4 protein-coding genes are annotated in these 15,375 nt (G+C 62.9%); all 4 read right to left on the bottom strand.

Features of this window, described 5'->3' with window-relative positions; genetic code table 11:
- On the bottom strand, positions 1-964 hold a 964-nt coding region (locus V5A19_RS12060), incomplete at its 3' end, for a hypothetical protein (RefSeq protein WP_332319486.1).
- A gap of 350 nt (positions 965-1,314) precedes the next feature.
- Positions 1,315-1,575: a hypothetical protein gene (locus tag V5A19_RS12055; RefSeq protein WP_332319485.1), complete on the bottom strand. Its 261-nt coding sequence runs from the start codon at positions 1,573-1,575 to the stop codon at positions 1,315-1,317.
- Entirely contained in the window at positions 1,575-1,871 is a 297-nt protein-coding gene (locus V5A19_RS14390) for a DUF1353 domain-containing protein (RefSeq protein ID WP_443081453.1), read from the bottom strand. The genes V5A19_RS12055 and V5A19_RS14390 overlap by 1 nt, the downstream gene beginning before the upstream one ends.
- A complete protein-coding gene (locus V5A19_RS12050; RefSeq protein WP_332319484.1) occupies positions 1,872-15,140 on the bottom strand; it encodes a PLxRFG domain-containing protein in 13,269 nt (4,422 codons plus the stop codon).
- Between the last annotated feature and the right edge of the window lie 235 nt (positions 15,141-15,375).

Below are 15,375 nucleotides of genomic sequence, written 5' to 3'. Positions count from 1 at the left end.
CTGTTTTTGTAGTAAATGAAGTACGAACCGACCAATCGGACCATCCAATTAGATCACCCTTATATCTAACTTCCCACTCATAATCTGTACCCTGACTTAATGTTTCATCCGGGAGGGTATGAGACTCAATGGCACTCAATTCGCCCGAGCCATAAACTTCCGACCCATCACTTACCAGATAAACCTTGAACTGGCTGGCGATGTGCGGGTAATCGGTCGTTGTGCCATTGGTTACATCGTAGGCATCGCCTTCCAGGGTGGGCGAAGTTGAAACCGAAGTCTCACCGCCCGAGGGGCTGACAATCGTGGGCTGGGATACATAAGCAGCCGTGGTCGTCCACGAAATGACCGGCGACCAATCAGAACCCACCCCATCGGTATCCACGTCCTTTATCCGGGCCTCGTAAGAGGTATCGGGGTCCAGGCTGACTTCGTAGTTGTCCGCGTCCTCCTGATTATCCACAACCAGGGTGGACCAATCGCCACCGGCAACCTGCACTTGGAAACGGCGATAATTACGGGTATCCGTCGAGTACAGCGGCGAAAAGGCCGACCCCTCGATGGTCAGGACGGTTTCTACGTCCGTGGCCCCGTCACTCGGGTAGGTAATCTCCGGAGTGTCTACAAGCGGCTTCCCTATGTCATCCAAGGGGGCCGCTGTGAGGGCCTGGATAACAGGATCGCCAGTGGACCATGACTGGTCGCTCGTTCCTTCCTGGCCTCGCGTTACACCGCCCAGATCATAGGTTCCATCACCGTTATCGGTGCGCGAGGTATAGGTAACAACCTCCCGCTTGGTATGCCCGCCCAGGGAATCAAGAAGGACGAGCACCGCCGTTTCGCCAGCAGGGTCCGGGGGGTTCTCCTGGGGGGAAGAAGCGGCGTTGACGGTAATGGTCGTTGCCCCAGCCGCCAGGTCGGCGGCCAGGTCGGTCTGAACGTCGTTGTTGAAAACGTAGGCCATTGCTTACTCCAGTCCGTAGGCCTTGAGGCTTCCCATGATCCGGTCGAGCGTGTCTTCACTATTCCACACCGCCAGCTCGTCGGCCAATCCAGTTATGTCCGCAATGAAATTAATCGGTTCCCGCTAACAACCTAACCAAACCATTAGTAGGTTCGGGGGGAGAATCGTGGACTTCCTTAAGAACCTGGCTTTGGGACTCACTTAAATAAACGTGTTCGGACACCGCAAGAGCCTTTTTGAACCTAGCAAAGGTAATCATGATTTTCTCCTGTCCAAATCGTTATCGGTCCAGCTCCACCGACTATGCAACCGCCAGGTGCGGTCTCCTTCCCAGCGAAGGACGAGCATCACTACTCCCGGCAGTGATCGGCGGTGTTGATCACGAACTTGCGCCCGTCCTCGCGCGTCCACGAGGCCGTGGTGATTCCCTCATGCAGGAGCGTGCAGACCATCGAGCGCCAGATAATTCGGCTCATCCTCCCAGACGCCCCCAGGACTTCAGCGTGATCGCCACTTCGCAAAACGGTGGCAGAAACGTCATATGGGTCGCCGTACTGATGGAAGTGGTCGCCAGCCCGCATAATTCCGACGACCCACTCGATCTCGGCCATCAGGCCCTCCGAATGGTCGCGCTGAGGATTCCCCGCGACTTCCACCCCAGCATGAGCCGCACAGGGCCCACAGTGCGCTTGTAGTACGGGAACGGGGCCCATCCCCACCACCATATCCGTAAGTGGCGTGTGACCCGGCTCACGGAAACCAGCCAACGGAGCCCGTGAGGCACACTGGCTAGATCCGTCCGGGAGCCGGGCGGGACGGCAACCTCACGATTGCGCCAGACCACCGGCAACCGGCTATGCAACCGCCAGGTGCGGTCTCCTTCCCAGCGAAGGACGAGGCTGGCCATTTAATCCTCCAGTCCGTAGGCCTTGAGGTTTTCCATTATCTTGGGCCGCAGCTTCTTGTCGATGTGGATTCCCATTTTGGATTCGGCGGTGTAGCGCATCCGGCTCTCCATGGACTGGCTAAGGGTGCTGGCGCTGATGGCCACCTCCGGGTAGCTCTTATTGAAGGCCGTTATGCCCTCCATGGCCTCGCCCATGGTGTCCGAGTCGCCGTTTCGCAGGCCCAGCCAGTATTTATTGAGCAGGGTATCACGGCGGCGATTGATCCGCTTTTCGGCGTTTTCGGCGGCGAAGTAGGCGTCGTAGTACTGGGAGACCCGGCTGGGCGTGAAGCCTAGGGCCTGGGTGACAATCTCCGCCGGGGTCACGTCGTCCACGATCACGTCCTTGCGGAAGTTGCGGACCCCCTCCTGGGAATAGCGCATGGCGGCCAAACCGTCGCTGATGGCCTTGGGCACCATGTCCTCAACGCCCCGCATGATCCGGCCTTCCGACGCGATGGTGTTGACCCCGCCCAGGAAGTCCTTGCCGGCCGAATAGAGGGGGCCGGCGAGCTGTTCCAGACTGTATCGGGCCCATTCCTCGCCCTGGATGTCGTTGGCCGGCTGCCTGAAAAGCAGGCCGTCCAGGCTGAGCCGCGCATGGGTGTCGATGGGCGTCAGGGCCCGAGGGAGGCCTTTGGTGATCGCCGTGGCGGTGGTCGGCCCCAGGTACTCCGCCAGGTGGTTTTGGAACGCCACCTTGGCGTCGAAGGGGTCATCCTCGTCATCGAACAGCGAGGTGAGGGTATCCATGATGTGCATGAACAGGGTGGCCCCGGGCAGGCCGAAACCGCCGGCCAGGAGGGCGTGCATCCCCATGATGCCCGCGAATCGGCGCTGGGCCAGGCGGCGGACTTCCTTGGTCTCCCCGGCCAGGGACTGCTGGAGGTTGCGGCCCACCTGGAACATCATGTTCTGGCTGAACTGCATGAACATGAACGGCAGCCGGGTCCAGTTCTTCTGGAGGATGGTGGCCCGGTTCACGTTCGAGTAGTTGAAGTGGGAGTTGTAGGTCATGTCGTGGGCGAACAGGTAGGCCTCCTCGTGGCCCACCGGGTCGATGCCGTTGCCGCCCTCCCGGGCCAGGCGGTAGGCCGAGGTGAAGGTGACGATGCGGTTATACCGCTCGGCCTCATGGAACATGAAGCTAACGGCCCCCATGGCTCGGCGCCAGCGGTCGTTGTAGACCTCGGAGGGGGTCTGCCCCTGCCCGGCCAGGTCCTGGCTCAGGGTCAGGTCGAAGCCGCCCTCCTCCCCGAAGCGGTTGAGGGCCGTTTCCAGGTCCTCGCCGTACTTGACCTCGTTCTTCATGTCATCGGGCAGGGTGATGTCGGCAATATCCCGGCGCCCGGCCGACCGGATAATTTTGGTGTAGTCCCGGTTGGCCCGCCCGACCAGCTCCGCCGAGGTGTTTTTGAACCCGTAGTGGGCAGCGATGTTGGGCAGGGCCATGAGCGGGGTCTGGCTGATGTTGACCAGAGCCGCTGCCGGGGTGGCCCCCAGATACCAGGTAAAGCCGATGCTGGTGCCCTTCTGCACCCAGGGATTGCCGCCCGGATTCATAATGAACTCGAACTGCTTTTTGACCCGATCCACGGCCTGCTGGGCCGTATTCGGGTCCGACACCAGGCGGTTGGTCACCTGGTCCTGCATGTCGTCAATCTGCTGCTGGAGCTTGTGAGTGAAGCGCAGCCGGGCGAGCTGGTAGGCCCCGTGGAACATCTGCTTGGCGAAGCCACGGCTGGCGTCCCCGGAGAAGCCCGGGGTTTTCTTGCGGTGGATGTACTGCTTCTTGGTGGACATTTCCGGCAGGTGCTTGAGGTAGAGCTGGTAGACGCTGTCGCGCAGCTCGGCACGCTCCCGGGAGCCCGTGGTGGTCTCGTTGATGGCGTCCATGAGCGAGGCCATGAAGTCCGATGAAACCCCTTCAAGCTCCGGGAATTGCTCCGCCAGCTTACCGTGGGTCATCTGATCGTCGGAGAAGCCCTCCTGGCGAAGCTCCTTCATGCGCTTACGCTGCTGCCGGGCGGTCTCCACCATTTCAAAGATGGGCTTCTGCCCCGGCCGGTCCACCTTGATCCAGAAGTCCCCGAAGCGGTGGAGCGGGAAGTAAGGCCCGTTCTCCTTGGCCTGCATGAACTTCTGGTTGATGTCGGCAATCATGGCCTGCTTCTCGTTGCCCGAGGCCAGGGTCTCCTCGATCCGCTGGACCAGCGCCTCGCGCACCTTGTCGTGCTGCTTGGCGTAGGCGTCCTTCACCTCCTGGTACAGCTCCTTGGCCTCGTCGGGCAGCGATTTCCAAAGCTCGCGCAGGCGCGGGGCCTCCGCGATGGCCTCGTCCAGTTCCTCCAGTTGCTGCCGCATGTCGGCCAGGCCCACCTCCAGGGAAGGCGCCTGCCACTCCGGCGGGCTCTCCTGCTCCACCTGCTCGATCTGCTCCCGCAGGCGCTCCGCCCGGCGCACCATGTCCTGGTAGTGGTCCTGATCCGCCAGGTCCTGGTCGGGGTGGATCTCCGCCACCGTGGCCCGGTTCATAATGTCGGCCATGGTGTCGGAGGCCTCGCGGTTCTTCCGCAGCAGCTTGTTCCACCGCTCATGGGTGGCGGAGGCCTCGGCAATGTCCTCATTGCGGGACTGCTGGAATTGGTCGCTCAGGTTGCGGAACTTCCACAGGGGGTTGCTGTGCTTGCTGCCCTTGAACAGCTTGGAATAGACCGACTCCACCTGGTCCAGGGTCAGCAGATCCATGAAGCCCTTGCGGAACTGGGTCCAGTTGTCCTGGACGAACTCGGTCACCTCGTCCTTGGTGGGCGCCTTGGCGGTGATGTTGCCGAGGTTGTCGCCCCAGTTGGTCTTGTTCTGCTCCGCCTCGGAAGCGTTCGGGCGGATGCTGAACCGGATGTCGGCCATTTCGGTGAAGCTGCCGATGTTGCCCGTGGCGCTCTTGATCTGCTGGGGATCGAAAACCACCCAGGAGTCGTGCGGGAGGGTGGTTCCGGGCGAAATGTCCGAGGTTAGGTAGATGCTGTCATAACCCTTGCGCCGGAGGGTGGCCATGGCATCGGCGTCCTCCAGAACGGCGTTGAGGTTCTGGTGGACGGGCGCCCCCTCCACGCCGGGGGTGTTTTCCCGGTCCAGGGCGTCCGCCAGGTCCTCGTTGCTATGCACGGTAAGGGGGGTCTCGGCCCGGACGTAGACCGGCATGACGTTGGCGGTGCCCAGGCTGTCCTCGTCGGCGCCGGAGAGGGCATCGGTAAAGCTGCCGCTCTCGGCGTACTCGCTGGCCACGTCCGGGTCCGAGGTCAGGAAGATGTTGCCGTTGGGGCGGGCGAAGTTGCTGGTGGTGCCGTGGTACATCACCTGCGGCTCGCCATCGGGGGTCGTGGCCTGGGAGTCCCCGAACCACCGCCGGAAGTTGGCCGTGCGGTCCCCGGCGGCGCGGGCCGCCTGGGCCATCTTGACGCCCCCCTCGCCGGCCGGGGAGTAGGCGCGGACGCCGTTTTCCATCTGGGCCCACTTGCGGAGGTTGCCAGCGAGGTAGGTCAGGTCGGCGTCGTTGAGCCGCTCCAGGTCCATGCCCAGGCGCTCGGCCAAGTTGGTGAGGCCGCGCTGCCGCAGCCAATCGCGGAGCTTGCCGAGGAACTCCTTGATGGCCCGCTGGACCCGGCCCGAAAGGCTCTCGTAGGGGACGTTGTAATTCAGCTCGGCCAGCAGCTCGTCCACCATCCGGGCCCGCTGGATCGTCTTGTCGCCTTCATCCTGGCCGGGCTCGCCTCGGGTGGCCCAGGGCGACAGGTCGATGCCGTTTTTCTGGGCGATGCGGTTGATCTGCCCCGCCCCACCGATCCGGTTGGCCAGTCCACCGAGCATGGCGGTCAGGTCGAGGCCGCTCTTGCCAGATTTCTCGCGGAGGGCGACGTGGGTGGCCTCGTGGAAGATGAGGCCCTCGACCTCCTCCTGGGAAGTGAGCTGGTCCCGGAACAGGTAGATGCGCCCGTTGTAGGCGACCCCCGGGATCAGGAGGCCGTCCCGCAGCGTTTCGCGGACGCTGTCGGCTACGGGTTGCGGCGCCTCGTCGGGAGAGTTCAGGGCCTCCACGCGGTTGCGGGCCCATTCCCAGTTCCGAGTGACACGGTCAACGGCATCCCGGAAGGTCTGCTCCGACAGGCCGGCGGCCGTGCCCTCCTCAATATCGAACTGAACGTCACCCCCGCGCTGCCCCCTACTCTGGGTGCCGGCGCCCCGCTCATGGACCTGGGTAATGGGCGTGTTCTCCGTGATTTTGCCCAGGATCTCGGTAGCCTGGTTGAGCGGCAGGAAGGTCCGGGTCTTGTAGTTGACGACCTCGGTAAAGGCGCCGCGCTGCTTTAGGATTCCCCGGTCGGCGGCTTCGACGTTGGCCACTTCGATCCGGTCCTCACCGCTGACCCGCGACCGGCGCACCTGCCAACCGTTGGCCAGCTCCACCGTGGCGCCATCGTCCATGATCCGATTCACCGCCTCAGCCGGCGTAATCTGCGGGGCGTCCCGGCCCACGCCCAGGGCGTTGAGCACCGAGTCCACGTCTTTGCCCCGGATCTCCCGGCCCAGGATCCGCTCGCCCTGATCGGTATAGGCCTGATAGACCTGGGCATTGCCCGATGGCAGGCGGTCCCAGATGGGCAGAAGGGCGCCGCTAATCATGTGAACCGAGCTGGTGCGCTCGGCGGGGGCGTTCTGGGCCTCCTCCTCCCAGGCCGCTTGCAACTCGGCCTCGGCGCCCTCAAAGGTCTCGTATTTTTCCCGGTACTCCTGATCTGAGATCCGGTCCTTGAGTACCGGGCCCTGGCGGTTCCACATCCGCTTAATCTGCCCGGTATTCGGGTCGGTGACGTTGGTTCCCCGGGTAAAAGCGTACAGCCTGCCGCTGCGCTTCTGGCGAGCGAAGGTCAGCGAGTCATCCTTTGGCAGGCGCTCGAACGTCACCGGGGTCACCGGGGTCTTGAGCTGGAGCTTAATGTAAGACGCCTGGTGGCGGCCTCCGTGGAGCGGGATCTCCACCTCCTCGGCCTTCTCGATGGAGTTGGCCTTCAAGGTCTCCATGCCGGTGTCCAGTTTCCCTTGTTCCCGGGCCCACTCGATATTGGCCTCAAGGCGTTCGTAGAAGGCGTCGAACACCTGGTCCATGGTGTCGGGTTCCAGGGAAAGCAACCGATTCAGGAAGCGGGGGATGTCGGGGATCTTGCCCTCATTGAAGTTCCCGTTATCATCCCGGATCTCAGGCACCATTTCCTTTTCTAGGGTCTCCATGCTTAGGCCTTCCACCTGGTCCCGAGCAACCTCCCTGAAAAGCTGGTCGACCGCTTTGCGCCCTTCGTCGCTTTCCAGGTTCATATCGGCCGAGAACATGCCCTGGGAGGTGGTTTCGCGCTGGCCTTTGGTAAGGGCGCCAAGACTATCCAGGCGGCGGGCAATGGAGGACAAAAAGCGACGCTGCGCCTTGAGGTCGGTGGTAACCAGGTCGTACTCGGGCGGTTGTGCCTGGTTGGCCCGGTGGGTCCGGCCAAAGCCCTGAACGGCCTTGTCGGCCCGCCACCCCGGCTCCAACAGGTAGTGCTTACGCTTCTGCTGGTTCTCCGCATTCAGGTCGGCGTGGTAGGAGCGCCCAGTGCCTCCGGCCATGGAGAACACCAGTATTCGCTTCTTGCCCGCCATGAAGTCGTCGGCTTCCTTCTTGGTCTGCTTGGCGGTTATTTTCTCCAGTTGGAGGCCGTCCTCACGCTCTACCACGCGCTGGCTCCTCCCGGTGATCTCGGCCACGTTGTCGGGGCCGAAGGCCCGCATAATTTGGTAAAGAGCGTTCTGAGGAACCTCCAGATCGCCAAGTTCCTCCATGAGCTGCTGTTTCTTGGCCAAGGCATCCGGGTCGTGGACGGCATTGCCATTGCTGTCGGTTGCAGGCTCCAGGTTCTGATTGCCGTTGCTGTCCACCACCGTTTCGTACTTCTGAGTGGGGAAGCTCATCTCCAGGTACTGCATGAGGATGTCCCGAGGCGACAGGTCCAGTTCTTCGAGAGGAAGGTCGGCTTCCATGGCCTGAGCCAAGCGCCGCTCCTGGGTTGCCTCACCCGTAGAAACGAGCTGGACCACCGCCGAATTGCCCGCTTCAAGATCCTCACGAATGGACTGGACCGTGGTGGGAACCTGCATCCCGGTTATGACCTGCTGGAAGAACCGCTGGTGAGCGCCCCAGAAGGTGGAAAGGGCCTTTCCCCGAGCCTTTCCGCTCACCTTGGTATCGCCGCTTTGGGTCTGGTAGGAGGCAATTTCCTCCAGGACCGACTCCATGTTGTTCAGGACGCGCTGCCAGGCATCGGTTAGCTTCCGGTAGGTCTCCCGCTGGTCCGGGGTTAGCTGGTGCTCGACCATGTCGTACTCGACACCGTCGTAGCTGATGTTGCGGGAGGTGAACATGCCCATGGTTTTCATGTCCCGGGCCACCACCTCCATAGCGCCAACCCCACCGTTTTCGATCTCCTCGATAAACTGATTCCGGCTGGAGAAGGCCGTACCCTCACCCCACAATCCAAGCCGTTCGGCATAAGCCAGATTCCCGACCTTGGTGGCTCCAGTAGCGGAGGCGTAGACTACTCGCGCATTAGGGAGTCGTTGCTGGAGGGAGACACCGAACTGGGCCTTCTTGGAGCCCTTCTTGGTCCCGAAATCGGTCTCCTCGTCGGCCACGTTGCCCATGTTGTGGGACTCATCGAAAGCGATAACGCCGTCGAAGTCCTCTCCAAGCCACTCGACTAGCTGGTCCAGGCGGTATTGCCCTTCCGTGACCTTGTTGCCGGCGGCGTCTGTTTCCGGGCTGGATTTCTGGGTAAGCGTGTCGTAGGTGGTGAAAACGACGCCCTCACCGGCTCCGATGGATCCGGTGGAGGAAATCGAACCGTGGCGGATGAGCTTATCCTTGCCCAGCCCGGTCTCCTCAGCGTCGCGCTGTGCGTCCTCAAACAGCTTCTGGTTTTCCGAGACCCAGACGTGCTTTCGTCGCCCCTGCTGCCAGTTATCCAGGACAATGCCGATCAGCTCTCGGCCTTTGCCCACACCCGTCCCATCCCCGATAAAGAAGCCCTTTCGGGTCTCTCCATCGGGCAACATTTCCTGGTGGGCCTGGCCGGCGGCGGCAATGGCCTCGATCTGAATATCGGAAAGCAGCCCCTGGTCCAGGACCTCCTTGGGCAGGCTGGGCTCGTAGGTAAGGGTTGGCGCCTTAACGGAGGCCATGGCAGCGGACTCGGCCAGCGGCGCCGGGTGGGACGGGGCCTCCTGGAATACCTTTTGCGGCTTGTATCGCTCGAAGGTAGCCCCGGTGATCTCCTGGCCTTCTAGCTCATTCGATTCAGGCGCTTCCTCCAGTGCGCCGGTTGGCCGCTCGTTACTGGATAAGGGGCCTTCTCCCCGCTCCTGACCAGCGCCAGGTACGCCAGCCGTACCACCAGCTTCGCCACCTCCCTGGGTGTCGGTTTCTCGCTCAGGAGCGACAGATCCGCCTGTTCCTCCTTGGTCCGGTTGAGCAGCCGATCCATCGCCGCTTCCGGGTCCGCCTGGTACAGTTGCTCCTCCACCCACTCCTGGAGGTCCAGTACGTTCTCCCTCAGTATCCCGTGCTCCCCGTTCTCCAGGGCCCACCTGGCCAGTTCCAGGCTGTCCAGTAGCTCTGGGCCGCCCTTCTCCAGCCCCAGTTTCTTGAGCGCCCGTCTGGCCGCCCTGTTCAGGGCGTGTTGGTTCTGAGGCAGGTCTTTCATCGCGGATGCCCTCCAGAAGTTGGGGCAGTTCGCCAACGGTCGTCACGTCCTCCGAAAGCGGCTCGGCCTCGGTGGCCCCGTTCTTGTCGATAATGATGATGCGGTTATCGAAGCTGGTCCCGAACTTACGGTAATTCTCGCCGCTTATGCCCACGTTAGCACGGACGTTGTACTGGCTTCGGATCTTGTCCCACCAGGCCTGCGTCCGGGCTCGGCCGAACTCCATGCCACGGCCGACGATGGCCACCAGGCGCCCGCCGTCCGCCATCTTCTTGAGAGCGGATTCCACATGGCGGCCGGCTAGGCCGAGATCCTTCTTGCCGCCCTGCTTGGCGTCGGCGGAGAACGGCGGATTCATAAGCACCACGGACGGCCGCAGGTCATCGGGCAGAATGCCGTCCAGGTGCTGGGCATCCTCCTGATAGACCCGGTTCACCATGGGCTCGATCATTTCCGCCCGGCGCTCGGAATACTCGTTGGCAACCACCTGGCGATTGCCGTTGCCGCCGGCATTTTCGATGCCGTTGATGGCGTGGGCCATCATGCTTCCGGTTCCGGCGGAGGGCTCCAGGACCACGTCGTTCTGGCCAAGGTTGGCCACCCAGGCGGCGGCGTGGGCGTGGGTGGGTGGCGTGGAGAACTGCTGGAGGTCCTGCTGCTCCTCGGTGCGCTTGGACTGGGTCGGCAGCATCGAAAGCAGCTTATTCTCGATCCGAGACAGGATGTTGCGTTCGGTGGCGGGCTCCCGGCTGTTGGGGTGGAACCGCTCCTGCTCGCCAATGATGGCCAAGTTCAGGCCAAGCTCCATGGCGTCATAGGCATCCCGTGAGGTGTAGGTTCCCTCGGCCTGGGTGCCACCAAAGTAGCGGTCGGCCATCTGGAACAGCTCCTCCCAGGTGACCTTCTGGGGGGAGTCCTGCTGCGACTGGCGCATGATGCGGTCTGACAAAGCGGAAGCGAGCTGCTGGGAGCGGGCGGCCATGTCGCCCTCGCCCAGGTCTTGTTCCGGAGCGCCCTGCCCGCCTTCATCTTCCTGGTTCTCTGCCTGACTTTCTTGGGGGGCCTCACCACCCTTCTGGCCAACCAAGAACTCGGCGTAGTCCATGCCGGTATTGGTCAGGGCGTCGGTGTCCAGGAAGCGCCCATCCTCGGCCATGAGGCGCCGCTTTCCGCCCTCGTTGGTCACGGTGCGCCCATCCGCCACCAGCTCCTCGATGAGCTGGCGCCGGCTGACCTCGCGGCCTTCGTAGCGGATTTGCTTGTCCAGCGTCTTGGCGGCCCGGGCGCGGGCGGCCGGCGACAGGGTATCGCCAAAGCCGTTCATGGCCAGACGGCGCTCCTCCTCCGCCTCCTCCTGCTGGCGGCGGGCCTCCAGGTCGGCCTCGGTGGCGGCCCGCTCGTCGTTCTTCCGCTTGACGAACTGGGCCTCCTCGACGGCCTCCTCCCAGGTGTCAAAGAGCGTGTCGCCGTAGTTGCGCTCACCCTGGGTCTGAGGCACGGCCCACTTCTGGCCCTCGGAAACGGTGACCTGATAGGGCTCGTAGCCCTCCGGCGGCTCCTGGCCGGCGTCGATCAGGGCATCCTCGCCCTGGGCGTCGATCTCGGCCGCCGGGGTCATGCCCTCGGTGTCCAGGCCGGGATAGTGGCGGGCGTTCTCGTACCAACCCCGCAGGTACGGCCGGGCGTTCTCTCCCAGGTCGTCCATCATCCGCCGGGCCCAGGTGCCGAAATCGCGCACCCCTGCCTCGATATGGAACCCGGCCACCTGAATCCCGAGCTGGACCATTTCCGGGTCCAGGCCGGCATTGGTCTGGTTCAGCTTGCGCCGAAGCTCGGCCTTGGCCTGCTCGTACTCGTCCTTGGTGAAGATGGTGTTGTTGGCGCCGTAGCTTTCGTCCTGGCCACCTTCGGCTTCCTGGCCGCCATCGGTCTGCTGGGCATCAATATCGGCCACGATCTGGTCCAGGGACTTGCCCTGGTGAGGAATGCCGAGCTTGTTGGCGTAGTCGCGGGCCTTGGGCAAGCTGTCCCGCCAGCCGTCCATGGGCTGTTGAGTTTCCCCAGCCTCTCCGCCTTCCTCTTGGGCGGCTTGCGCTTCGCCCGATTGCGGCGGAGGGAAGGTGGCAACAGGGTTCCTGGTGGCCCGACCATCCAGGTATGCCTTGACCACGTCATTGGGGAGATAGTCCCTCCCGGCCACGGAGGAATAGAGGCGGCGTAGACCATCCGCGATGCGCTTGAAAAACCGCTCAACCACGGATACGGGAGCATCTGAGGAGGTTGCCCACTTCGCTACCTGGTCAGCGAACCACTCGCCAAAGGATCGCCAATAGGTGGGCAGCTTATCGGCTGTTGTATGGGCGGCGTTGGCCGTTTTGGTTAGCTTGCCCGAGGTATGGGCTCGCAGCTTTTTAACCCACTCCTTCGCGTTGGTCTGCCCCGCCGTTTCAAGGAACTTGCTGTACTCCTCAAGAATTGCGTCCTTGGTTTCCTGGTCCGCATCTTGAAGCTCGGTCTCCTCCAGCATGTGACCCAGCTCATGGGCTAATTTCTCAAGCTGCTCGGAGCGGCGGGTAGTCTGGCCCAGGATAATGACCCGCCGGTAATCATCGACGGTCTCATCGCCTGGCTTGATGGCGGGTATGGAAGGGATGCTCGCCCCACCCTCCTCGGGCCGGACCTGGGTGGAGCGGATCAACGCATAGGGGCCATACAGGTTATACCTGTCGGCATCCTGGGCATCCTGCTTGGCCGTCAGGAACAGCTTGCCTTTGAGGCCAAGCATGTTGAACCAATCGCGGGCAACCTCCCCGATCTCGGGCTCGATGTTGTCGGAGGTGGTGACCGTCTTGTTTGGATCGAACGGCCCATCGGGATTGGCCGCAAACATGCGCTTCTGCCAGGCTTGCTGCTCCTGCTTGGCCTCGACCAGACGGTCGTACTGGTCCTGGGAGAATATGCTTCCAGTGAAGCTCTCGATGTCCACCCGGGTTTTTCCCTTGTCCCGGTGAACTCCGGCGTAGACCGGCGCCCCGTTCACGATAGACCACCCCTCGATCAGGGCGACCTCGTTATCCGAGTAGACCGTGCTGCCACCTACCTGGTCCTCAAACTTGGTGGCCCATTCCGGGTGATTATCCGAATACCCGAAAGTCCTGCCAGCCTCCCCTTGGCCGGCCTCCTCCTGGGAAGGCTGTTCCTCGGTGCCCTGGGCCTGTTGTTCCTCGGCCTGTTTGGGGAAGTACCTTTCAACGATCCGGTCAGGGTCCGGGTAGCGGAACTTCAACTTCGGATTTGTCCGGTCGTCGTGGATTATTCTCTGTACGGATTGGAAGTCCGGGATCTTGGCGTCCTTCTTAACGGCTGACCGTACCAGGTTGCGATAGAACGCCAGATCATCGTCATTGATGGGGATTCGGTGCCCCAGTTCCTCGTCGCGTACAGTGATCTCAATCGAGCTAGTGGGGATGTTGCCCTCATAAAGAACCGGATCGCTCTCCCCCTGAGCGACCTTCTCGCCCAGGTCATAGGCCAGCGCGGAGTCCCTATCAGGCAGGGTGCCCGTCTTTTTGCCGTGAGACCCGAGGTTCATGGTTCGATTCAGGTCCCCCTCGTCGCCTTGTTCCGGTGCCCCTGCCGGCTGCTCTGGGCGCGGATCCAGGGCTGTCGTCGGTTCCGGCATCCCCTCGGGGTCGGGAGCCTCCATGGCCTCCTGCTCAAGGCGTTCCCGCTGGGTGCTGATCTCCCGCATTTCCGCCATGTCGGCGTTGATCTGCTCCCGGGAGCGGCCCCCGGAAGCGCGATTGCTCTGATCGTCATACCGGCGCCGCCCAACAATGCGGCCACCATAGGCCCGGCGGGCCTCCGGGGATCCGGCCAGGGCCTTCCGGCTCAGGTAATCCTCCCGGTCAGCCTCCTCTGCTTTCTGTTGCTCCCGCTTGGGGTCTAGGTTACGGCCGGCGGGCCTGGGGGCATCAGCCTTCTTGATGGCTTCCTGACGATCTTCCAGGGCCTGCTGGTCGATGTCATCGGCCCGAAACTCGTCGGCTTCGCTGGCCAAATCGACTTCCTGACCAGGTTCCTCGGTTCGGCCCTCGCGCTTTTCAGGGTCTGCCTGGAAGATTTCTTCCCGGGCCCGGGCCTCGTCCTGGTTGGGGTTCCGCAGGACGTATCCGCCCTCGACCGGGGTGACCTCGTAGTTGGAGAGGTCCCAGTTGTTATTCTTGGCCTTGCCGGTGCGGGCCCGCTTGGCCGACGCCTCGCTGGTGAACGGTGAGCCGTCGTCCTTGGTGATCTCGTCGGGTGGTAGCTGGCCGGTCCCGCGCTTTGTTGCCTCCCGGAAGGCCTCATCCGAGGCCCCCTCCCCAGGAGAGAGGAGGTTGTGGCGGTCGTAATCCGCCAGGGCCTGCTGTCTCGAATCGAACTGCCGGATGCTCCTGAGCCGCCGGGCCATCCTTTGTTCTTTGAAGGGGCCATCCTCGGAGGGCTCGCGGCCATTCTGGTCCACGAACTCGTTGATCTCCTCGAAGCCGCTTACGAGGCGGGATTTTTGCTCTTCGGAGAGTTCTTTCTCTTGGGTTTCGGGTGTGGCCGTCGTGCTAGGCGGCTCGGTTTGTTCGGACTGCTGGGTCCCGGCCCCCTGGCCCGGTTGGGGGATGTTCAGGACCTCGCGGGTTTCCTTAACCAAGGCGTTGCCGGTGAGATTGAAGGAGCCGGCAGGGGCGGCGTCACCCAGGGACGGGTCGCCGCGCTGAATCATGGGCGACTTGCCACCCCGGGCAGAAATGTAGGGGACACCTCCATCTGGGATCTCCTTCCCGAGCTGTTCCCGGATCTGCTTGTCGGTGGCGCCCTCCTGGCGTAACTTCTCCCAGCGGTCCTCGGCACCCCGGTAGCTGTGGGTAGCCCGCATCAGGTCTCTTTGCTGACCACTAAAACCCTTTAACCATTCCGCCTCCTTATCCGGCCCTGGCCTAGCCATGGGATCGGTTTCTGGGGCGGCTGATGGTGGTTGGATCTCGCCGTCCTGGGCGTCCCGGTTAGCCACCTCGACCCCGTCAACAGCGGCTCGTTCAGCCCAATCCTTGGCCGTTTCCCGGGACTGGAACTCGGGCCCCTTGCCTTCATCGGCATCGACCCTGGCCGTTTCCGCTCGGCTGATACGGACCTTGTGACCCCCACCCAGCTTAGGGACAATCCTGGCTTCCCGGCCATCTGGAAGATTGGCGCTCACTTCTCCGCGCTGGTTCGGTTCCTCCCAATCCAGTTGCCGCTGGCCGTGGCCTTCCGGGTCGGATGACTCGGCTTCGCCCTGGGGCTCCTCGGTGGGCTGCTCGGCTTCCTCGGCGGGCTGTTCGGATTCCTCCACCGGCTGGTTGGCCGACTGCCGCGCAAACTGATCGGCGGCCTCGTAATCCGGGAATACCCGGTTGCCCACCACCTTGTCGGCCTCTTTGTCCCGGACCTGGACCCCATAGCCTTTGGAGTGCTCGAAGATCCGGGACTCGACCCCGCTTTCCTCGTCGGTGTACCGAGCCAGGGTCCGGGGCTCCTCGCCTTCTTGTTCCGGTTGCTCGGCTTGGGGCTGGCCGCCCTCCTCGCCCGCTTCCGGGGGCTCCTGAACAACCTGACCATCGGCAATGCCGTACCGCTCGGCCAGGTCCTGGGTGCGCTCG

This window comes from Thiohalorhabdus sp. (genome assembly GCF_036628635.1).
In the GTDB taxonomy this organism is placed as follows: domain Bacteria; phylum Pseudomonadota; class Gammaproteobacteria; order Thiohalorhabdales; family Thiohalorhabdaceae; genus Thiohalorhabdus.
The sequence above is the reverse complement of the archived record's forward strand: the minus strand, read 5'-3'. Positions and strand labels throughout refer to the sequence as shown.

Bases quoted from the DNA above. Each gene is read 5' to 3' on its own strand.
- V5A19_RS12055 (WP_332319485.1), bottom strand. From the start codon at position 1,575: ATGGCCGAGATCGAGTGGGTCGTCGGAATTATGCGGGCTGGCGACCAC.
- V5A19_RS14390 (WP_443081453.1), bottom strand. From the start codon at position 1,871: ATGGCCAGCCTCGTCCTTCGCTGGGAAGGAGACCGCACCTGGCGGTTG.